Raw genomic sequence first — 20,999 nt, forward strand, 5'->3', positions numbered from 1 at the left:
CTCCTTCAGTTCGTCCGGGACCGGTACATGATCTGGAAACAGTGCAACTTCACCGCGTCGTCGGGCGCGTCGACGATGTCGACCGTGATGAAGTGCCGATGCGTCCGGTTCCTGACGACGGTCTCGTCCGTGGCCGCGAAGACCTGGTCGAAGGCGGTAGCGACAACGATCTCGGCCGCTGTGTTGCCTTCCAGCGCACGCCGCTGCAGACGGACGGTGGGCAGAGCTCCCGTCCTCGTTCCCTCCTCGCCCAGGACCCTGAGGGACTTGATCTCCGCGCCTTCTGGGAGGGCGACGTTCATGATGCCGTGGGCCTCCCGTGGGCCCTCCGGCTTCTGCGCGAGGTCGCCGACCAACTCCCAGCCGCCCTCCGTTCCCGGTGCCCCGAGGGGGAGGCGGCGAGGAGCGAGCACCGGCATCAGGGTCAGGAAGGACTCGGAAGGGGACAGCGCCTCGATCCACGGGTTGATGACGTCCGCCAGGGAGGCGAACTCGGCTGTGAGGTCGTGGAACCGGGCGTTGAACCCGTTCGTGCCGCCTGCCTGGACCCGGTCCTGGTTGTCGATCCAGTCGACGTGGGAGAAGTTAGGGACGTACGGAGTGGTCATCGCCCTTGTCCTTGTCCTTGTCCGGGTGGGTGAGTCGGGAGGGGTGCCGGTCAGCCGTGCGGTAGGTGGGGAAGGTGTAGGCGGGCGTCAAGTCGCCGTCGGCACCGGAAAGTTCCGGGACGTGTCGGCGCAGGCGCGCGGTCCGCATCTCCACTCCGACGGGGTGGAACCAGTTCAAGATGTTCAACAGCAGGTCGTAGCGGTCCTTGCTCATCCGCAGGTCGGGCAGCGCCTCAAGCCGTGGGTTGAGCCGCACCTCGCACTGATGAGGCCGCAGCCGGTTCGCGTCGAAGTAGCCGACGCGTACCGGAACTAGACCCGGTGCCAGAGCCCTGATGCGAACGGAGGGGCGGCTGGTCGGAGGGAGATCGGCCCGCCCTGGGCCCTCCGGCTGCACCGACCAGGCCAGCTCCTGCTCACCCCCAGGCCCCAGCGAGCGTCGGGAGACCAGACGTGGCGGCCGTGCTGGATGCTCGGTCACGGGAGTGGGGTCGGCGAGCAGCACGGCTGCCTCCGTCCGCGGCGCGGCCAGCACACACGGCCGGTACGGTGCCTGGTCCGGGCTGAGCGCCAGCGCCGGGCAGTCACCGCCCGTCGCGAACACGGTGGGCAGCAGGGTGCCGCTCGCCGCGTCGATCAGATGGACGCGCCCGGTCACGGAGCCGGTTCCGGCGGTGGCGACGTACACGAAGGCGGCGTTCGGGACGGTCCGCAGCGCGAGGGGCGAGGTGCCGTGCGGGAAGCGGCCGATGGTCGCCTCCGGTGTGCGTGCGTCGGCCGCATACCGTTGGACGGCGCTGGTGCGTCCCGTCGGCGGGGCATCGATGACGCACCCGACGTAGAGCCGGCTTCCATCGGGTGAGAAGACCGCGGCGGGCGTGTCGACGGCACCGGTGTCGACGGGGCCGTCGTGCGGGGCGAGACCAGGGCGGTCGAGCCACTGGATCCGCCCGCCGTCGAGCAGAACTGCGAGCCCCTGGCTGTTCGGCGCGACCGCGAGAGCACAAGGGGTTCCCGGCAGGGACGCCCCGCCGGTCTCCTGGCCGCTGTCCGGGTCGTAGGCGCGCACCGAGTCGTCACCCGCGTAGGCGACATAGAGCCGTTCACCGTCGGTGCCCAGTGCCACGGGACGCGGCCCGGTCAGGGTGACGGATTCCGCAGCGAGCGTCACCGGGTGGAGGGCCTGGACCGTGTCGGACCGCTCATGGGCCACGTGGAGTCGTCCGCCGACGAAGGCGAGCGGGCCGGGGAAGGGCATCACGGGTTCGGACCGTGCCAGGGTCGGCACGGGCGCGTCTTCCTCGCGTTCGGCCTCGACGGTGAAGGACGTCACGCGGTGACTGCCTTGGAGGGAGAGGTAGAGCCGGCCGCCGCCGTCGTCGAAGCAGGCGTCGACGGGTTCGGCGTGGCCGAGTGCGGTGAGTGTCGCGGCTTCGTCGACGCGGATCTCGGTGGGGCCGCTGAGCTCCACCTGGTCGCCGGGGGCGACCGTGGCGACGATGCGGTTCTCGGTGCCGGGTGCCGGGGGTGTGTCGTCGGCCGGGACGGCGATGTGGTCGAATCCCGCGGCGAAAGCACGTGCTGCCAGGGCCGATCCGGTCAAGGCGGAGCTGCGCAGCTCCAGAGCTCTGCCCTCGCGGAAGGGGCCTGGGCCTTCAGGGTCGAAGGCTCTGAGGACCTGGAGGGAGTCGGGGATGCCCTCGAACTGGTCGAGCAGCCGGTCGAGGGCGCGAGAGGCTCCGGCCTGCATCCGCCGGTCGGCGACACCGGTGCCGTATTCGATCGGGCGGGGGGACACCGTCAGGTCGTCGGTGCGGGTGACGAGGTGAAGGGGGTCGAAGCTGTCCGCGGACGGTCCGCCCGTGGCCTGCGCGTCGGCGCCGACGAAGCCCACGCGGCTGATCGACTGCCCAGCGGCGAGCCCGGCGGCGGGGAGGCCGATGCGCACGACCCGACAGGTCCCTCGGGTGTGGCCACCCTGTTTCACCTCGGCCTGCACCGTCACTTCTCCCGCGGCGCGAGCGTCCAGGCGGGCCGGGGCGCCCTGGGTGACCTCGGCGTGCCCCGCGCCGGAGCGGGTGACGGTCCATCGGACCTCCGCACCGGCCAGCGGGGGCGGACTCGGCTCCAGGTCGAGGAACAGATGGCCGCCGGCCGGCACGTCCGTACCCGGCAGGGCCGCCTCGGGCGTTGCCGGCCCGGTGACGATCCCGAAGGCCGACCCGGCCGGCTGGGCGACGTGGACCAGGCCGTCCAGCGTGTGCTGCACCCAGCCGAATCCGGCCGCGTGAGCGTGCACGGCGAGTTCCCCGGGAGCAAGGGTGTCGTGACGCAGGAGCAGCGCCCGTCCGACCGCGTACAGGTTGGTGGCGGCCGGCTCGTGGGCCCGCAGGACGTGCAGTATGCCCGGCCTGCCCGACAGGGCTGACTCGGTCCGCTCCACGAGGCTGTCCAGCGCTTCTTTCACGCCGAGTTGCATCAGGCGGCTGTGCTCGCCGGGGGTGAAGGCGAGACGTGCCTCGTCCTCGCCGGTGTACCGGCACAGCCAGGAGTCGTCGAAGTCGCCCTCCTCGTCGGCGGTCCCGACGGCCTGGGCCTCGTCGCAGCCGCGGTCGCCGTCGGCGGCGATGCTCTGGCCGCTGCGCAGGGAGTCGGGCAGTACGCGCAGTACCAGCGAGCCGCCCGTCGGGCTGCCCTGCGCCTCGTGTACCTCGAACGGAGCCGGGTCGGCGGTCAGGCGAGGGTCGTCCGTGAGGGGCCCCGCCTCCTTGAGGGTCTCGTTGAGGGCGTGCTGGAGGCCGTCCCTGGTGGGTACGAGCCAGCGTTGGAAGAGGTGCAGGCGCGCCCGGTAGTGCGCGTCGTCCTCCCCCGTCACCGGAGCGAACGAGGTGCGCGCGGTGCGCGAGATGCGCACCTCCTCCAGCAGGCCCGTGAACTGGGCGAGGGCGGTGGTGCCGTCGGGTGCCGATTCCTGTCCCTGGCCGAGGGTGAGCGGCTGTGGACTGGTGAGGGAGCCCAGCTGCGCCACGCGTTGCCTGACCGTCTCGCGGCCGTCGAGGAGCAGGGTGGTGAGGGCCGGCGGCGGACCCGGAGGCGCTCCGGCGGGAGATGGCAGTCGCTCGACGACAGCGGCCACATGGTGGAAGGAGCCGTCGCCGAGGTCCCGGTCCGCGTACAGCTCCACCGTCCGGCCGTCGCCGTCGGCCAGTGTCAGGCGCAGATTGTGGTCGACCTGTCTGAACGGGCCGATGGTCAGGGCCCAGCCGGGCGAGGCCGCCGTGTTCAGCACCGCGCGTTTGGCGACGACCGCGCCGGTCGTGGTGGTGCCGGTTTCCGGACGGACGACCGCCTCGACGGTGAGTGAGGTCTCCGTCCCCGCGGCGAAGTCCGGGCTGTCGGTGTCCAGGGTGACGCGGGCGGCGCCGGAGAAGGAGAAGGCTCGTGAGAACCGGCCCGTACGCCCGCCACGGGCACCGGTGTTGGTGCACCGGTGGCTGGGGGCGCCGAACCGCTCGCCCACGCTGACCACGGCGGCGTCGTCCCCGGCGGCCTCGTCCAGGTGGTAGAGGGCCACGGTGTCCTCGTCCCAGGTGTGCGGCCGGGGAGGGAAGCGGGGCGCGCCGAGGTCCAGGCCCAGCAGGTCCAGGCTCGCGCCGCGCGCGGTGCGGGCACTGCGTTGGTCGGCGATCTCGGCGAGGCGTCCGGTCAGGTCCTCGTAGTCGTGCCCGATCACCCACAGGGCCTTGGCGAGGTTGCCCAGCAGTGCGGTCAGACGCCAGGCGTCGGACGTCGGCCGGGCGGGGGCCAGGGGCTCGACTCGGGTGAGTGTCCATTGGTGCGTCCGTTCGCCGGCCCGGGCGGGAAGGGGCACGGCTATGGTCCGGCCGGCGGGCCAGCCCACGGGGACCGGCACGTCGACGGAGTCTTCGGGCGCGGCGCCCTGTGGTGTGCCCCGGGTGAAGAAGACGCGGACCGTGAGCGGTTCGGCGGGTTCCTGCCGAGGGGCCAGCAGGTAGCGGGGTGAGTCCGGGAACCGCCCGTACCGGTTCAGGTACTCCTCGAAGCCGTATCTGGCGAGCAGTGTCCGCGTCCCGGGGACCGGTTCGAGCGTGATGTCGAGCCGCTCCATACCGCGGTCGTATGCCGGGGTGAGGCCGCGTTGCATGATGCCGAGGAAGTCGATGGTCATGGGTTCGAGACCTGGATGTCGATCAGCGGGCTGTCTATCGCGAACCGGGCGACCTCGTCGGCCGCCAGCCGCAGGTTCTCGCCGACGGAGAGCTCTTGGGCGCTGCCGAACACCGCGCCGCGGTGGATGACGCCGCCGAACACCGGGGCTTCGCGGCGGATTCGCAGGTTCTGCACGTCGACCACGCCCGGGGTCGACCGGGCGGTCAGGACGACGTCCGAGTGGAGCACGGCGCGGCCGAGCCGGAGCCGGTCGACGCCCTCGTGCAGGGCGGCCAGGAGTTGGCCTCTGATGGCGTCGGCGTTGTGTCCGGCGTCGGTCACCAAAGTGGCCCGGATGCCTACGTCGACCTGGTTGGCCGGTTTGACGCGGGGGAAGACGGATACGGGCCGCCACTGGCGCACGGTGTCCATCACGGCGTCGTGTACGGCCGGGATGTCACCTTCCTCCCTGAACCACGGCCAGCCGGGTTCGACGGCCACCACGACGTCGAAGTGGTACGGGGAGCCGGTCTGGCTGCTGCCGGAGAACACGCGTTGTCCGAAGCGGTAGCTGCTGAACCGGCTGTCCGAGGGGTCCACGCCGCCGAGCGGGTCGAAGACCGCGGCGTCGCGGACGCCCGGAAGGTCCAGGATCCGGGCGACCAGGGCGTCCTGGGTCCACAGCGTGCGGGGGACGCCGAGCAACCGGGCGCGATAGACGTCATCGGGTTCCAGCAGTTCCCCTCCGGTGATGGCCTCGGGGTTGGTGACGTCGACTTGGGCGGGTCCGAGGTTGAGGTGCGTACGAGCCCAGAGGGGTTCGATCCGCAGTTTCCGGGCGGCCGGCAGTTCACCGTCGGGGCCGCGCTCGACGGCACGGACGAGCGCGCGTACCGGTTGTACGCCGGCTCTCAGTACGACCGGGGTGAGCAGGCGCAGACTCTTCCTGGGCGGTTCCTCGGTCTCGACGACGGTGCCGGGCGGCAGGACCCGCGTCTGGTCGGGCGGGGTGCCACTGAGGGTGAGTTCCACCTCGCCGGTGGCCTGGAGCATGCGTCGGGGCACTCCGAGGTCGGTGCCGAGGAGGTCGAGCGCCGCGCCCTGGGCGGTGGTGCCGAAGCCGGCGTAGAACTGGGACTCCAGGCCCTGCCACAGTTCATGGACGTGTACGGCGGCGGCATCGAGGATCTTGCGCAGCGGGCTGCCCGACGTGAGGTCCACGTCGTCGCCGAACATGGCGCGGGCGCGGCTCTGCTGGTCGGCGACGATGCGGTCGATGCCCTTGACCACGAATCCGTCCGGGGTCACGCCAAAGGTGTCGTGGTCATTCAAGGCGTCCTCCTGACCTGAGCGTCAGCGTGTCGCCGGCGACGGTTTCGATGATCACGTAGGCCGTGTAGGACCGACTGGAGGGGCCGTCGCGCGCGGGGTGCGCGGCGGGGAACCCCTGGACGCGGGGCCGGAGTTCGAAGAAGCGGGGGTCGTCCTGAAAGAAGACCTCGCGGATGTCGGTGACGCGACGGTCGGCGGCCAGGCAGCGGACGAGTTCCAGCCGGATGTACTCCTTGCGGGCGAGCCGGCTCATCGGATAGCGGCCTACCGCGAGACGGTCGAAGCCGAAGGTGCTGTGGAGCCGGTCGCTGCCCAACTGGGTCTCCACGGTCAGCGTCAGGGCCTGCTTGAGGGCGTCGAGTCCTTCGACGGTCGCGGGATTGCCGGTCGTGCTGTCGATGACGAGGTCACCCTCGTCCACGGCGAGGCTGCGGCCGAGCCCTGGCGCGCCCGCCGGGTCGGGGAGCGCTGCCCCGGGCACGGTGAAGCCGAGCCCGCCGAGGTCGAGACCGAGGTCCTGGCCGAATCCGGGGATGGCGCCTGGAGCCGAGCCCGTGCCAGGCATGCTCATCAGATCGCCTCCAAGAGGTTCTGCCCGGGGTCGGCCACGCTCCAGGTGCCCGGTGGGGCCCCGGGCGGGAGGGTGACGCCCCGTGCGGTGGACAGCAACACCGGTGTGCCGCCGACCGACAGCTTGAGCGACTGGCCGGGCGGCAGGGCGGCCGTGGTGACGCAGGGCGCCGGTCGGCCGGTGGGGTCGGCGCAGGCGCAGGGAGCGACCATGCCGGGTACCGGGGTTGCGGCGGAGCCGAAGGCGGCGCCGACCTCCGATCCGACGGTGAGCACGCCTTTGTTCCGTACCGTCAGGTGCGGGTTGCCGCCTGTCAGTCGCAGCCGGCCGCCGTGGGAGCACGTGAGAACGGCGCCTTCGACGAGGACGAGGGCCATCAGCTGATCGCCACCTTTCCCTTCTCCACTTTGAGGGTCGCGCCGCCGGCGCTGAGCGAGATCGCGCCGCCGCTCGCCGAGACCTCGACGTCCTTGCCGGGTCCCGCGGACACGGTGATGTTGCCGTCCTTGTCGAATCGGACCTGGGCTCCCGAGCTGTGGTTCAGCAGAATTTCCTCGGCGGGTCCGGGAGTGGGGCGGTGACCGACATCGGAGCACTCGTCGGCGCCGACGGAGATCTTCAGCCCGATCGCCTCCACCACCCGGTGCCCGTCGGCGGTGGTGAGGTCGTTGACGCCCTTGTTGATGGGCCGGGGGTCCGGACCGGCCGACAGTTCGGTGGGCAGGCAGAGCCACCAATCGTCGGCTTGGGCCGCCGGGCGGTCCATCGCCGCGTCGTTGGCCCACAGGAAACCGGTGATCACGGCGTCCTCGCGGTCGTCGTGCACCTGGTTGAGCAGCGTACGCATGCCCGCGTACACCGGGACGGACAGGCCGACCTTGTGCCAGGCGAAGGGTGTGGCGAGTGGTTTGTCGTACAGCGCCGGGCCGTTGGGCTCGATCGGCAGGTCGACGCTCGGCGCGGCCACGGCCTTGCCCGGCTCCTGGCCGTACGTCACGGTGGCCACCCGTCCGGCGGGGTCGGCGGACCGGATCTGGCCGATGTCGACCGAGGGGGTGATGGTGTGGTCGTCGCGGATCTTGGCGGCGATGGCGTCGGCGATGGCCAGGGGGCTGCCCTTGCGCACGGTTTCGGTCGTACCCCGGTTCCCTTCGCCCTTCTTGAAAGGTGCGGCCCGGCCGGTGCACACATAGCCGGTGCGAGGGGAGAAGGAGTGGGTGAGCTGGATGATGCGGTAGCCCTTCAGCGGGTTCTGGTAACCCTCGACGCTCGCCGCGACGAGTTCCCCGGCTCGCAGCCCGGGAACTCCCAGCGCGGTGAAGTCGAAGGCCGGCACCGGGCTCTCGGCCGGCGGGTCGGCGGTCACCCGCTGCTTTCCGGTGGCTCCGATGCGCACCGGCTGAAACTCCGCGAGGCGGGTGCTCGTGCTGAGGGTGACCAGGCTGTCCTCCCGCATGATCAGGGACAGGAGGGCCGGCAGGTCGGGCACCGTCGGCAGTCCACTCGTCTGCGGGTGGGTGACGGCCGTCCCGAACTGGGCCTCGCCGTCCTGCACCAGGAGTTCCGCGCCGAAGCGGTCGGCGATCCGCTCCAGCAGCCCGAAGGTGTGCGGCGCGTCGGCGCTGATGCTCGGCTGCTCGGGTCCGGTGGGGGTCACGTCACCGACGAGCTGCACCTCGGCAGCCTCAGCGATGGCCTTCGCGGCGGCGGCCGGCGTGCATTTCTGCTGGGAGAAGCGGGCCGGTTCCCGCTTGCCGCTCTTCCTGTCCACGTTCACGGTGATCAGGCGGAAGGACGCCTCCTCGTACCCGGTGAGTCTGATGCCCAGGGGCGGGAAGCGCGTGGAGGCGGTAATGGCGTCCACCCGCCCGACGAGAACGGGCTTGCGCGAGAGAGGGTTCTCCAGATAGCCGAGAGTGATCTCGATGGGGATGCCGCCGGCGGTGCCGCGCTCTCCGGTGAGCGCTCCGGTCAGTTTCCGGTGGGCGGACAGGGGCAGGGCGGACAGGTGGACGTCGAAGTCCCCCGGCTGCCCGAGGCCGTAGTTCACCGTGATCTCGGCGTCGGACAGGATCATGCCGCCGGAGACGTCGTTGGACACCTTCAGCCCGAGGGTGGGGAAGTTGATTCCGTACCAGAGGATCACGCCCATCGCTGCGCCACCCCCAGCACGATGCTGCTGCCGTAGTGGCCACGGCCGTTCAGGTTTCCCCTGGCCAGCTTCGCCTCCAGGAGACGGATCGCCAGCCGGTCGGCGTGGTGGACGAGGTCCGGTTCGGGGACGAGTTTGCGCAGGAAGACCACCCGGGCGCCGTCGGGTCCTCGGCGTGCCACCCGCAGCACCAGGTACCCCGGGGGCGAGGCCGGCGCGGTGATGCTGCCCGGTGACGCGAGGTCGTACAGCGTCCCCGGCGGATCGTCGCCGGTGTTGTCCACGACGGCGTACAGTCCGAAGTCGTACCCTGTTCCGCCCACGACGCAGCTGAACGCCTGGGGCAGACCCTCGTCAGGGGCGACGGGCAGCCGGTGGAATGCGAGGGCGTTCACAGGGTGCCTCCCAGCTGGCGCTCGACCGGCACCATTCCGCTGACGCTGGGGACGGCTGCCATGCCGGCGGCCAGTGCGATGTCCAGGGCCTCGCCGATGACGGCGGTCAGCGTGGAGCGCGGTACGTGTTCCAGGGTGATGCTGACGTCGAGGGCATCGCGTTTCTGGTTGGACTGGGTGAACCGCAGGCTGGTGATCTGCATGTCGAGGCAAACGGTCATGCCACAGACCACGGGCAGACCGGCGAGGTTCATCATGGGTGCGGTGGCCGGCGCCAGGGCCCGCGAGGTCAGCGCCATCGCCTCCAGCAGCTTCTTGAAGATGAGCCGGCTCCCTCCGACCAGCACCGCTTGGAGTTCGATGGTGCGGGTGGTGGGCGAGACGAGCTGGGCGAGTTTGCTGCCGGCGATGCGGGCCACCTGGTAGCCCTCGTTCAGGGTCAGGCTGGTGACGGTGAGCAGCGGCACCGGGCCGATCAGGACGGGGACGTTCACTCCGGCTGTCATGGCTTGCTCCTGCCGGCTCTCGTGGTACGGCGCTCGGCGGCCTCGACGATGTCGAGGAACTCTTCGTCCGTCAGCCAGTCGATGTCCGCTCGTCGCTCCATGAGCAGCTCGGCGAACCGCTGCCCCTTGGTGGCGTTGTCCTCGACATGGAAGAACTGACCGTTCAGCAGTTCCTCCCCGATCGCGGCGAGGGTCTCGCGAACGGTGCTGTTGTGCTTGGCCTCGATCAGCCGGAGGGTCAGTTCCTTGTAGTACGCATCGGTGTGCAGTGTGGGGTGGCGTGTGTAGGCCTGGGGGACGGTGCGGGGGTCCATGGACGTGCGGGGCAGGTGGATGCCGTTCTCGGCGGCGTTGCGCCATTGGATCCCCGCGTCCTCGAGGATGCGGCGGGCGATTTCGGCACGCGGGTCGCCCTCCGGCACGATGTGATGCGTCTCGTGGCCCGGCGGACGCGGGTTGTGGGCCCGCGCCATGTTGTCCGCCAGTTCCTGCGACGGCCGGCCGCCCTGAGCGGTGTGCTGGTGCCGCTGCTCGCTCAGGCTCAGGGCATCCGGCGGTACCTCGTCCGGCTCGTGGAGCAGTGCCCGCTCGTCGTGACCCGCCCATTTCTCGGCGTCCTTCCAGGCCGCGGCGAGGTCCGCCTCGTCGGCGTAGCTCCCTGCGCGGTCCAGGCGTCGGGCCTCGAACCGGTCGAGGATCTCCGTCACCAGCCAGGGATCCTTGCGGGAGCGCCGTACCAGTCCGTCCAGGAGCCTCTTGACGACGGCGGATTCCGCCACGCCGTGCTGATAGCGGGCCCTGAGGGCGGTGATCCGCTCCAGCACGACCGCTCGCTGCGCCACGACGGTTGCGTCGCCCGCCCGCAGGGCCGCACCGCCGGCGACGCGGCTCCAGGCCGCCCGTTCGTCCTGGGTCAGCCGGGACAGCAGTTCGGCGTATTCGGCCATGCGGTTGCCCTCACGGGCTTCGTTCTGAAGGCGTGCGAGGTCCAGCAGGATGGTGTCCAGCAGACGGACGTCGCCCGCGGATCTGTTGACGGCTGCCCGCACCACGTCGAAGCCGACTTCGCGGACGGCGTCCATCCGCATCCCCTTGGCCGCGAGCACGGTCAGGAGGTCCATGTCGACCTCGCGGCCCGGCCCGATCCGCGGAAGTCCGATGTGCTCCATGGTCGCCAGCAGCACGCGGCCCTCACCGTCCTCCAGCACGTCGGCGAGCCGGGCGAGTTCCGGCGTGTCGAAGCCCTGCGGGCCCGCCAGGTGTCGGAAGGAGCGGCCCAGCTCCTCCGAGAGGCCGCCGGACTGCATGGCGAAGGTGTGCAGGAGTTCGGTCTTGCGCTGCACTGCCTCAAGGGCGGGTCCCAGGTCCGGATGAGCGGCCAGCTCGGCCAGTGTGCTGCCCTCTCGCACCTCGAACCGCTCCAGCATCGAGACCAGCCGGCGCTGGTCGTCGACCGGCAGGTGGTAGAGCAGCGCCAGGACATCCTTGTCCTCCCTGACGACCCGCAACACGTCGCTGCCGGCTCGCATCGCCGTGGCGAGCCGTACCAGTCGCGTCGCGACCACCTCGCCCTCGGCCGTTTCCGCCACCTTGCCGAGGGCGGCGAGGATGCGGAGCACCAGCGCCAGCTTCTCGGTGAGTCCGACCGCGGCAGCCGCCGCCTTGATCTCTCCGAAGCCGACGAACCAGGATGCCACCTCGACCACGACGGCCCACTTGATCTTGGCCGTGACCCTCTCCCCGATGTGCAGCAGTGCGGCGCCCTGAAGTCCATGGACCAGTTGGGGGCCGATGTGCTTGACCACCGCGGCGCATTCCGCCTGCGCGGGCCGGTAGCCGAGTCCGGCCAGTTCGAACATCAGCAGCAGCCGTACGAGCTGCCCGAGCCCTTCGATCATCTGGGCCGGCCTGGTCACCATCAGCGCCAGGCCCTCGATCATCCCGAGGAGCATGTCCACGACCGCCACCGCCGCGGATTCGATCTGCAGCAGCACCGACATGCCCAGCCGTAGCGTGCCGCCCTCCAGCAGGCTGCGCCTGAGCGACTCGCGTACCTCGGGCGGGGTCTGGAATGCCTCGTCGAACAGCGTCGACAGCTCGGCCACGGTGAACCGGCGCTGGTTCCCGAAGCGCTCGCCGACCGTCGTGAGCAGGCTCCACAGGGTGTCCCCGATGTCCCGGAAGAGCTGCTCGTCGATCTTGTGCTGGGCCAGCACGGCTCGTACGGCGTCCAGTTCCGCGATGCTCTCCAGCGACCGCATGATCTCGACGATCGCGTGTTCGTGCTTCTCCCATGTCCAGGCCTGGACCAGGACCTCCAGGTAGCGGGCCTTCGTCTGCCAGTCGACCAGGGAGAAGGCGACCACGCCGAGGAGCGCCAGGCGGTCGGCCGCTTCCTGGAGGCGGTCGTCCGCACCCTCCAGCACCTGCTCGACCAGGTCGTCCAGGTCGCCGAAGACCAGCTCCCGGGCTTTCGCCGGCGCGAGCTTCGGTCCACCCGTGCGCAGTCGCTCGGCGAGCCGGGTGCCTGCAGCCGGGTCGGGGGTCAGGAAGTTCCCTTCCTGGGAGACCACGGTGTGAACGACGTAACGTCGGCCGGCATCGTCGATCACGCTTCTGAGAACCTCACCGCCGCCGACGGTGACCATCTGCAGGTCGCCGCCCTTGAGCGGCCACCCCTCGGCGATGCGTTTCAGCTCCCGGTCCGAGACCGAGGGGGTGGTGGCGACCGCCCAGAGCCGGCTGTCCGGCTCCCCCACCGGACCCTCCAGAATGACGAACGACTGGGTGCCGAAGATGCCCGCGCCGAGCTGGACCGCCCTGATCATGCTTGACGCCCTGACATGGCGGTCGGCTCCTCCGACGGTCACCACCCGGCCGCCGAGAAGGTGCATCACGACGTGCCCCTCGAACACGCTGGGACCTGCGGCCACTTCGTCCTTCGCCGGCTCAGGAGTCTCCGGCTCGGCTGCTGGTGGCTTGCCCGGCTCCTCGGGCCGGTCCGATCGGGCCGACGTCGTGGGCTCGGGTGGGGGCGGCGCTGCACCGGACTGCTCCGGCCCGGTCGGCGCGGGCCCGGTGGGCGGCGCGGCCGACGGGGCCGATGCCGTGGGCACCGCGGCAGGCGCCGACAGGCGCGCCTGTTGCGGCCCTTGTCCGGTCGGGGCCTTCGGCAGGTCCTCAGCGTCCACGAGATCGCCCGACAGGGACATCGCGAGCCGCAGGCTGGTGCCGTGGTGTCCGTGCGTGACCTCGGCGTCCTCGGCGTTCGAAGGGGCAATCCATTCCACGCGGCCTGCAGTGCCGTCGGCGCAGGCGTCACCGACGTCACCGACGGTCGTGGAGTCCTCGATATCCGTGGCGACCGTCGGAGCAGGCCCCGCCGGCGCCCGTGCTCCGGGTGGCGAAGCCGCGGTGGGCAGCCCCTCGGGGGGCTGCAGAGCGGCAACAGCGCGAGCGACGGCTTCCAGCAGTACGCGCTCCAGCGCACCCCGCCGGGCCTCGCCGGGGTCGCCGTCGAACTGCACGGACTCAGGCAGGTGCGGCCGGACGGTGACCTGTGCGTCAGCCCGCCCCGCGGCTTCGGCGGCCAGTTGGTGTCGCGCCGCGTCCAAGCGGGCGGTGAGTGCCGCGCTGACGGCTCGCCCGAGTTCCTCGAGCCGTGGTTCCGCCAGTTCTCCGACCCTCACCTTGATCGGGAAGTAGCACACTTTGCGCGGCATCCCTGCTCCTCGGCTTCCGGCCCCCGGCTCAGCCCAGCGCGCGGTAGAGCGCGTTCCAGACGTCCTGGACGATGTCGTCCTTCATCTCCTGCGTGCTGTCCCCGACCAGGACCACCTCGACCGGGAAGTAGTAGTCGACCTGGGACTCCGCCACGAGGGTGTCGGGGTCCTGGGGAGCTGGGACAGGTTCCTCGTCGGGGATCGACATGACGGCCTCCGCGCGCCGCGCTAGGAGTTACGACTGGCAGTGGTCTGCAGGCAGATGCAGCTGAAGGTGGTGGTGGGCACGCCGTCGACCACTACGGTGCTGGCGGCCGAGGTGATGTAGCAGTCGGTGAAGGCGATGGACTGGAACGACCAGTCGTCGCCGGTCTGTTGCTGGACACTGATGGCGAACTTGGTGTGTTGCAACGCCATGTCGGTGAGGGTCGCGACCGGTGGCCCGATCGCCTTGACGGCCATCGTGAACGTGAAGGCCTTCGGCTGGACCACGTAGGCGACGTTGTCCGCTTCGAGCGAGTGCAGCGGCTGGACCGGGACGTTGAAGGTGGGGTTGAACGAGTCGATGGGCGTGACCGGCTCTCCGTCCCGCGTCACCGCCAGTCGGGTGTCCCACTTGGCTCCGGGCATGATCTGTCAGCTCCCTTGTTCACCCGGTGAAGACGAGGCCGATGGTCAGCCGGTGAATGGCACCCGCGTAGACGACGACCACGCTCATGGGCACGACCCGGCTGCCGCGGGCTTCCTTGATCTGTTGGCGCTCGGCGGGAGTCAGCGTCGACTCGTCCCGGTCGAAGAGCGTGAGCAGCGGAATGACCACACTGAAGTCCTCGATGACCTCCTGGAGCACCAGGGGCGACAGGACCGATTCGACCAGTGTCTGGACGGAGCGCAGCCCGACCCGGCTGACCCGCAGGTTCCCGATGCCCTGGATCAGGGATGCCTTGATCCGGAAGTTGACGTCGTCCAGCGTGCGGACCGTGTCGATGTAGGCCTTGTTGCCGCTGCTGTCGGCGGTGAGGCCCTCACCCAAGTACAGCGCGCCGCCTGGGACCAGCACCGGCCTGGTGATCCAGTTGATCCGGCCGTCCATGAACTTGTCGATGTCGGACTCGGAGAAGGTGTCGGGCATCGAGACACTGATCGGTTTCAGCAGCATCGAGATGTGCGGCCGCTGCCCGGCGATGACCCCGGCGGCAGCTGCCGCCACATCGTCGTCGGACTTGTGGGCCACCAGGAACATCCGCTCGTTCTTCACGGGTTGCTGGTTCAGCCGGACCGCCTGCTCCGCGGTGAGTGAGCGGTCGAGCATCGCCACTCCGATCCGTTCCTTCCCGTCCCCCTGAGGCCCGGCCACGTGCTTCGCCAGTTCTTCCACCGCCGATTTGTTGCCGTCGTTGAGCGGGGTGTTGGCCAGGGCCACGATCTGGACATCCAGCTTCGCCACCTCGTCGCGAAACGCCTCCGCCCACTGCGGCGTATCGAAGTCCACTTGGACGCCCCACACTTTGGTGGGTGGCGGCGACTGCCGGAACGCGATGCCGATGGCTCGTTCCAGCTCGGTACCTCGCTGGCGCACCGATGCCTGAGCCTCGTGGTCCCTCTTCAACGCCTGGTCCAGGGTGAGTTCGGAGGTGTTGGGGGGTGCCGCCGCAGCGGCAGCCTTCGTGACCGTGCGCTCCTCCTCGTCCGCCTCCGCCCCGATGCGCAGCACCGTGCCCGCGGGCACGCTCGACACTGCGAGCGGGACGACGATCGTGTTCTTGCCCACTTCGGCCTTCACCGCAAGCTTGGTGGTGCCGCCGGGATACGCCTTCGCCGCCTCGTCGGGCGATGAGAAGTCCCTGGCGGGCGACTTGTCGGTACCGATGCCGCCCTTGCCCACGACGGCGATGTCGCCGAAGGCTCTCGTGGCAGGAGCGAACAGATCGCTCCTGGGTTCGACGGTGATGTACTTGACCGGCATCGACCGCTCCTCACGTGAGTTGTGTCTTTCTGTCCGCGCCGCCTGGCCTCACTGGGCGGTCAGGTCTTCGAACGCGGCTACGAAGCCCTCGGCGGCCAGGACGTCGGATACCTGCTCCTCGGTCACCGAAGCCGGGTCCGGCGTCCGGGGCGGTGCGGGGAACACCGCGAGCCAGGCACTGGCGGCGAGCAGTTCGCCCCCGTCGTACGCGTCGGGCCGAGCGCTCACCTGCTCCACCGCGTGCCTGCTGCTGACCAACCTGCGCAGTGCGGCCGCAAGATCGAAGTCCGCGAAGAACAGCACCGAGACTCGTAGCCGGAAGCGGCGAGCCGGCGCGGCCGGGTCGAACGGCGGCGGATCGGCGTAGCGCAACTCGTACAGGCGTGCCGAGTTGGCTTGGAGCTCCCGGAAGTCGGCAGCGCCGGTCAGGCGCAGCAGTTCGTCGAGTCCCGTCCGGCCGAACTTTGCCACGAAGTCGTCCTCGGTCAGCCGGGCCACCGTCTCGGAGCCGATCGCTTCGAGCGCGCCGGATGTCGGTGCCACCTGCGTCGGCACAAACATGTCCAGAGCCAGGTCGATCCAGTGCGCAGGCGTCGTCGACGGGATCTCGAAATCGGTCCGGGCCCGTTCGGCCGCGGGCAGAACCTTCTCCCAACTGCCCCGGACCGTGAGCGGCACCGTGACGGGGACCTGGAAATGACGCGCCGTCACCAAGGGCGCCCCCGTTGACCGGACCTCCAGAACCCCCGGTTCGTAGACCGCGGCCAGCAGGGTCTTGATCCGGGTCATACCGGCATCGTCGAGGGGCACCAGAAGCTCGTCGAGTTTGACCGGATCCTGATACCGGATCATGAGCCGGTCGGCGAATCCATTCATGTCTTGCTTCCGACGTGTCAAGCAGGCCGCAACGGGAGCGGAGAACTGGTGAAGGGGACGCTCCCCGGCCGGTCGGCCGACGCGGAGTCGTCGAGTGCGGCGTTGCCGGCAGCCCTCTCGGACGAAATGGCCAGAGGTGCTGTTGACATATGACTGCCGCCTCTTGAAGCGTAGGCCGCGGGGGTGACGACCGCATCTCGGCTTCGGCTGACGTCGCATCAGGACTGGGCCGTGCAGGGCCCCTCCGCCTCCCCTTCGGTCTCGCGTTCAACCACACTCTGCGCACTCCATCACTCTGCGCAACAGCCCGACTACGACTTGCACGTCCACTGCCGAAGCCTTTGTGATCGAGGCCGACGTCACCGGGTCCGGGGCCTTGACCACTCGTCAGGGACACCGGCCGGTCATCTCGACACGGATCGGCGGCGGGGCCAATCCGGGCGGTCGGCGCCCGGACTGCGACTCGAGCGTGGTGTGGATAGCCTCGGAACAGGACGGATGCCGAGCACCGTCGGGCAGCCGGCACGTCCCGGATGAGATCCACCATTTGGAGCGTCGCACTTCGGGGGTTGTCGGCGACGGCCCGACGCGTTCGAACCGAATCGGTCGCCACGGCATCCCGGGAGCAGGCGGGAGCAACGCCATGGACTTGTTGCCGATCGAGATAAAGGTGAACGTCGAGGGCAACGTGGCAGCGGCGCTGTCGGCCCTCGGCACAGCCGGTCGTGCGATGACCGTGCGTCGTATCTGGTTCGCGGAGGACCGGGAGGGCATCGCCGAGGGGCGGGTGCCCCTCCTGGACGGCGGCGCGATCCTGCGTTTCAGGACTGGTGGCGGACCGGACGACCTGACCGTCAAGTTGCGGCCATGCCGCCGGGAGCAGCTCGTCGGCCGCTTCTCCGATCCGTTCGAGGCGCAGCCGTTCACGTACAAGATCGAGGAGGACTGGTCCAGCAACGGACGCGTGCTGGCCGCCTCTCTGGTGCACGGTCACGCCCCCGGAGTGCTGTCCGGCGCGGTGGCACCCGGTGGCGATCCCTCGGCGGCGATCGACGCCGTGCAGGACCAGTTCCTGCACGCCTGCACTCCCTCTCTTCGGCTCGATGGGCTGGTCGCGCTGGGCCCGGTTCGCTCGACGAAGTTCGACGACGTTCCGCTCGACGGCCTGGACGTGGACCTGGAGGCATGGTCGGTGGCCGGTCTGGACTTCTTGGAGGCGTCGATCCGGGTGAAGCCCAAGGACGAGGACAACGCCGAGGAGCTCGAAACGCGGGCCGAGCGCAAGCAGCGAAAGCTGAGTGACGCGGTGCGGGAGCGGGGCGTGACGCTTTCCGAGAACCCCGAGAACAAGACCCGCCGCGTCCTGGCCGCCTTGGTCCAGGTCCACGCGTAGAGGCCCACAGCCAAGCAGGCCTGGGCCTCGACCTTTGCCAGGTTGCACCACGTGTTCAAACGCCTGAAACTGATAACTGCGTGCTTCTTCGGGGCACGCGTCCGTCCCTCGAAGTGCACGGCATGATTCCGCGCCGTAGCGCGCCCGCACGCCAGGCGATCACATTGGTGTCTCCCCCTCAGTTGCGCCTGCTCGGCCCGTTCCGCCTCGAATGCGGATCCGAGGCTGTCGAGTTGTGCCGCAACGGCCAGAGGCTGATGGCGTTCGTGGGGCTCCGAGGCCGGGTGTCGCGCACCGTCCTGGCCGGAAGCCTGTGGCCGGAGGTTTCCGAGGAGCACGCCCGAGGCAGCCTGCGCACCACCCTGTGGAAACTGCCCCGCGGCGACCCGCCGCTGATGCGCTGCTGCGGCGACTACCTGCTGCCCGCGGCGGGCCTGTCTGTGGACGTGCACGCCCTCGCCGAAACGGCACTCGATCTCATACAGGAGTGCGAGCCTCCGCTCAAGGGCGGCCCGACGCTGACCATGCTGTCGGGCGAGGACCTGCTGCCGGGCTGGGACGAGGACTGGGTGCTTCTGGAACGTGAGCGCCTGCGTCAGTTGCGCCTGCATGCGCTCGACGCGCTCGCCGAGTCCTTGACCCGGCAGGGGAAGCCTGCGCTGGCGCTGGAGGCCGCATGGGCGAGCGTCCGCAGCGAGCCCCTCCGCGAAAGCGCCCACCGAGCGGTCGTCTCGGCCCATCTCGCCGAGGACAATCTCGCGGAAGCTCTGCGTCACTATCACGCGTTTCGATGCCTGTTGCACGACGAGTTGGGCGTCGAGCCCTCTCCCGCGTTCGCCCGCATGCTCCCACCCCGACGGGCGGGATGACGCCAGGGTGACGCGGGGCTGACGGCGGTTCCGTAGCGTCGAATTGACCAGCTTCGGCGCGGACGGGAGGACGACGGGTTTGTGTCCGGACCCACCGGGTCGACGCGCCCGGCACCCTCGCTCTGCCTCTCCGCGCCAACGCTTGGATGCGGCCCCTGACCCCGCAGGGCATGACGAGAGAAGGCGAATTCCCATGGTGGCCCTGTCCAGTGTCCAGTTCGGCAAACGGAACGAGGACGTACGCACCGTACAGAGAGCCCTCATGGCCCGAGGCCGCAAGATCCCCGACGGACCCACCGGCCTCTTCGGCACCCAGACCAAAGCCGCCTACCGCGCCGAGCAACTCGCCCAAGGCTTCAAAGGGGCCGACGCCGACGGCAATCCCGGCTGTACGTCACTCACCACCCTCGGCCGCCACGCCGGCTTCAAAGTCAACTGCGCAGGAGCCCCGGCCACCGCGAACGGCAAACTGGCCCTTGCCAAGGTGACCTACTTCGATCCCAACGACGACTCCGGCGAGACGGCCATGCGGCGATACGCCGAAAAGGCGTGTGTGCTGACGGGAATGGACCCGAGGTTCGGAGTTCCGGCTCTGGCCACCATCGCCAAACGTGAGTCCGCGTCGAATCATCCGAAGTTCCGGGTGAACCGAACGGATGTGAACGCGCACGGCCCCATCATGTCCGACGGCCATCCGCGGAACTGTTCCCGAGGCGCCACGCAGTGCATTCCTCCCACGTTCGCCACCCATCATCAGGCGGATACGGCGACCACTCCGTATGACGTGGTCGCGGACATGTGCGCCACGGTCAACTACGTACGCGCCCGCTACCACGTGAACAAGTCCGGATCGAATTTCGCCGCCCGCGTCCAGCAGGCCGATCCGCACCGACCTCCCCACCCGTACTAGGAGCCGTCATGGTGGCCCTGTCCAACGTCCAGTTCGGGAAACGGAACGCGGACGTACGCACCGTACAGAAGGCGCTCATAGCCCGCGGCCGCAAGATTCCCGACGGACCCACCGGCCTCTTCGGCACCCAGACCAAAGCCGCCTACCGCGCCGAGCAACTCGCCCAAGGCTTCAAAGGGGCCGACGCCGACGGCAATCCCGGCTGTGCCTCCCTGACCACCCTCGGGCGTCACGCCCGCTTCAAGGTCAACTGCAAGGGCGCGCCCGCTGCTCCTCATCCCCGGAAGCGGGTCCCGTCGCCCGTGCCCGGACACAGGGTGACCTTCGGCTTCTACGCGCGCGGTCGGTATGCCTGGAAACCGGAGCCGGACGGGATCGGCCGCCACACAGGTCAGGACTTCGCCGCCGATCCCGGCACACCGGTGGTCGCCGTGCGCAACGGCACCATCGCGTGGTCGAACAAAGACGGCGGAGCGTACGGGCAATGGATCGGGCTGCGTGCGGACAACGGCCACATGTACACCTACTGCCATCTCTCACGACGGCAGGTGAGGACCGGTCAGAAGGTCAGCGCCGGAAAGCAGCTCGGGCTGGTCGGCAGTACGGGCAACTCCTCAGGCCCGCATCTGCACTTCGAGATGTCGAGGAGCTCCACCTGGTCCTACGGCAATGTCGCCAAACCCAATTGGTGAAGGGAGATCGGTGATGACTCAGCACAATCCGCATACGGTGCCGACCGATCCCGGCGTGTTCGTGCCGATCGGTGTCGAGGGCTGGCAGGACGGCTACGACAAGGCCATCAGCTCGCCACCGAACGTGCCCAGGACTCCGCTCGTGCGCGACACCGAGTACGCGGATGCCTGGACACAGGGTGCTCTGGCCGGCCATGCCGACGGGCGAACCGAGGGCTGGCGCTGGGCCTACTTCGACGGCCAGGTGCGCCCCGAGCCCAAGAGCGAGGCCGACGGCCGGTACGGGCCGCGGGACAGCGGCGAACCGGAGGAGATGCCCTTCTCCCTGCCTCAAGCCTGGCCGTGCGTCGGCGAAGAGACGCTGTTGGTCATGCTGGAACAGTTCGCTCCTGGCGAGAGGGGCGGCGACGGTCTCACCGGTCGGCTGCTCGCGAAGGCCTGCGCGGACAAAGGCGTCCGGCAGCTGTACCTGCCGGTCAGCCTCTCCCCCTCGCCGTCCCCGGAGGAGCCGACGGGCGACCCGTTGCGTGACAGGGGCTACTGGCACGGAACAGTGGCCGAGACCCTGGAGGACGTCGCTCGCCAGGCAGCGTCGCAGGTGACGGTCCCCGGCCCCGACAACACGGGCCTCGTACGGTACGCGCCCGCGGCTGAACACAATTTCATCGACCTGCTGCCGGTGGGCGGACGGCTGCCGCCGGAGCGCCTGAGCTGAGCGAAACGCGTCGGAGAGCCGGAAGGTTCGAAGCGCGCGGAAATGCGCAGGACGGGTCGGTCTTCCCCGGAAACACGTGTCTCCGACACCACCGCCACCATCACGATCACCATCACGAAAAG

At 69.7% G+C, this 20,999-nt stretch carries 18 protein-coding genes; 5 read left to right on the forward strand and 13 right to left on the reverse strand.

The annotated features are described in order from the left end of the window. Window positions 1–5: 5 nt before the first annotated feature. From ACIQWG_RS12235 to ACIQWG_RS12295, 13 genes are read right to left on the reverse strand one after another with little or no spacing between them, the layout of a single operon-like run. Window positions 6–608 (reverse strand): hypothetical protein, encoded by a 603-nt coding sequence (locus ACIQWG_RS12235; protein WP_404093714.1) that lies wholly within the window; start codon window positions 606–608, stop codon window positions 6–8. Beyond that, window positions 586–4,797 (reverse strand): LamG-like jellyroll fold domain-containing protein, encoded by a 4,212-nt coding sequence (locus tag ACIQWG_RS12240; protein ID WP_404093716.1) that lies wholly within the window; start codon window positions 4,795–4,797, stop codon window positions 586–588. Before ACIQWG_RS12240 ends, ACIQWG_RS12235 begins: the two co-directional genes overlap by 23 nt. Beyond that, window positions 4,794–6,110, reverse strand: coding sequence for a baseplate J/gp47 family protein (locus tag ACIQWG_RS12245; protein ID WP_404093719.1), 1,317 nt, complete (start codon window positions 6,108–6,110; stop codon window positions 4,794–4,796). The genes ACIQWG_RS12240 and ACIQWG_RS12245 overlap by 4 nt, the downstream gene beginning before the upstream one ends. Then, window positions 6,103–6,681 carry a hypothetical protein gene (locus ACIQWG_RS12250; RefSeq protein WP_404093721.1) on the reverse strand — a complete coding sequence of 193 codons (579 nt, stop codon included), beginning with the start codon at window positions 6,679–6,681 and terminating at the stop codon, window positions 6,103–6,105. Before ACIQWG_RS12250 ends, ACIQWG_RS12245 begins: the two co-directional genes overlap by 8 nt. Beyond that, on the reverse strand, window positions 6,681–7,058 hold the full coding sequence (locus ACIQWG_RS12255) for a hypothetical protein (RefSeq protein ID WP_404093724.1): 378 nt from the start codon (window positions 7,056–7,058) through the stop codon (window positions 6,681–6,683). The genes ACIQWG_RS12250 and ACIQWG_RS12255 overlap by 1 nt, the downstream gene beginning before the upstream one ends. Then, complete coding sequence (locus ACIQWG_RS12260) at window positions 7,058–8,833, reverse strand: hypothetical protein (protein ID WP_404093727.1); 1,776 nt, start codon at window positions 8,831–8,833, stop codon at window positions 7,058–7,060. Before ACIQWG_RS12260 ends, ACIQWG_RS12255 begins: the two co-directional genes overlap by 1 nt. Further along, a complete protein-coding gene (locus tag ACIQWG_RS12265) occupies window positions 8,824–9,228 on the reverse strand; it encodes a hypothetical protein (protein WP_404093729.1) in 405 nt (134 codons plus the stop codon). The genes ACIQWG_RS12260 and ACIQWG_RS12265 overlap by 10 nt, the downstream gene beginning before the upstream one ends. Continuing rightward, the gene (locus ACIQWG_RS12270) at window positions 9,225–9,734 is read right to left on the reverse strand and encodes a hypothetical protein (RefSeq protein ID WP_404093732.1); all 510 of its coding nucleotides are present in this window, start codon (window positions 9,732–9,734) and stop codon (window positions 9,225–9,227) included. Before ACIQWG_RS12270 ends, ACIQWG_RS12265 begins: the two co-directional genes overlap by 4 nt. Continuing rightward, window positions 9,731–13,456 carry an AHH domain-containing protein gene (locus ACIQWG_RS12275; RefSeq protein WP_404093734.1) on the reverse strand — a complete coding sequence of 1,242 codons (3,726 nt, stop codon included), beginning with the start codon at window positions 13,454–13,456 and terminating at the stop codon, window positions 9,731–9,733. The genes ACIQWG_RS12270 and ACIQWG_RS12275 overlap by 4 nt, the downstream gene beginning before the upstream one ends. Before the next feature lie 28 nt (window positions 13,457–13,484). Further along, window positions 13,485–13,664 carry a hypothetical protein gene (locus ACIQWG_RS12280; RefSeq protein WP_404093737.1) on the reverse strand — a complete coding sequence of 60 codons (180 nt, stop codon included), beginning with the start codon at window positions 13,662–13,664 and terminating at the stop codon, window positions 13,485–13,487. A gap of 20 nt (window positions 13,665–13,684) precedes the next feature. Next, a complete protein-coding gene (locus ACIQWG_RS12285; protein ID WP_404093740.1) occupies window positions 13,685–14,086 on the reverse strand; it encodes a hypothetical protein in 402 nt (133 codons plus the stop codon). A 19-nt stretch (window positions 14,087–14,105) separates the two neighbouring features. After that, window positions 14,106–15,422, reverse strand: coding sequence for a hypothetical protein (locus ACIQWG_RS12290; RefSeq protein WP_404093742.1), 1,317 nt, complete (start codon window positions 15,420–15,422; stop codon window positions 14,106–14,108). 48 nt (window positions 15,423–15,470) lie between these two features. Further along, window positions 15,471–16,298: a hypothetical protein gene (locus tag ACIQWG_RS12295; RefSeq protein WP_404093745.1), complete on the reverse strand. Its 828-nt coding sequence runs from the start codon at window positions 16,296–16,298 to the stop codon at window positions 15,471–15,473. Window positions 16,299–16,941: 643 nt separating this feature from the next. Here ACIQWG_RS12295 and ACIQWG_RS12300 point away from each other — a divergent pair. The 5 genes from ACIQWG_RS12300 to ACIQWG_RS12320 all read left to right on the forward strand — a co-directional run bounded on the left by ACIQWG_RS12300 (window position 16,942) and on the right by ACIQWG_RS12320 (window position 20,877). Beyond that, window positions 16,942–17,691 (forward strand): hypothetical protein, encoded by a 750-nt coding sequence (locus ACIQWG_RS12300; RefSeq protein ID WP_404093748.1) that lies wholly within the window; start codon window positions 16,942–16,944, stop codon window positions 17,689–17,691. A 122-nt stretch (window positions 17,692–17,813) separates the two neighbouring features. Continuing rightward, window positions 17,814–18,560: a BTAD domain-containing putative transcriptional regulator gene (locus ACIQWG_RS12305; protein WP_404093751.1), complete on the forward strand. Its 747-nt coding sequence runs from the start codon at window positions 17,814–17,816 to the stop codon at window positions 18,558–18,560. A 193-nt stretch (window positions 18,561–18,753) separates the two neighbouring features. After that, on the forward strand, window positions 18,754–19,470 hold the full coding sequence (locus ACIQWG_RS12310; RefSeq protein WP_404093753.1) for a peptidoglycan-binding protein: 717 nt from the start codon (window positions 18,754–18,756) through the stop codon (window positions 19,468–19,470). 8 nt (window positions 19,471–19,478) lie between these two features. After that, window positions 19,479–20,162 (forward strand): M23 family metallopeptidase, encoded by a 684-nt coding sequence (locus ACIQWG_RS12315; protein WP_404093756.1) that lies wholly within the window; start codon window positions 19,479–19,481, stop codon window positions 20,160–20,162. Between the two features lie 13 nt (window positions 20,163–20,175). Next, on the forward strand, window positions 20,176–20,877 hold the full coding sequence (locus ACIQWG_RS12320) for a hypothetical protein (RefSeq protein WP_404093759.1): 702 nt from the start codon (window positions 20,176–20,178) through the stop codon (window positions 20,875–20,877). The last annotated feature ends 122 nt before the right edge of the window (window positions 20,878–20,999 follow it).

Origin of the sequence: Streptomyces sp. NPDC098781 (genome assembly GCF_044759995.1) — a bacterium.
Classification (GTDB): Bacteria; Actinomycetota; Actinomycetes; order Streptomycetales; family Streptomycetaceae; genus Streptomyces.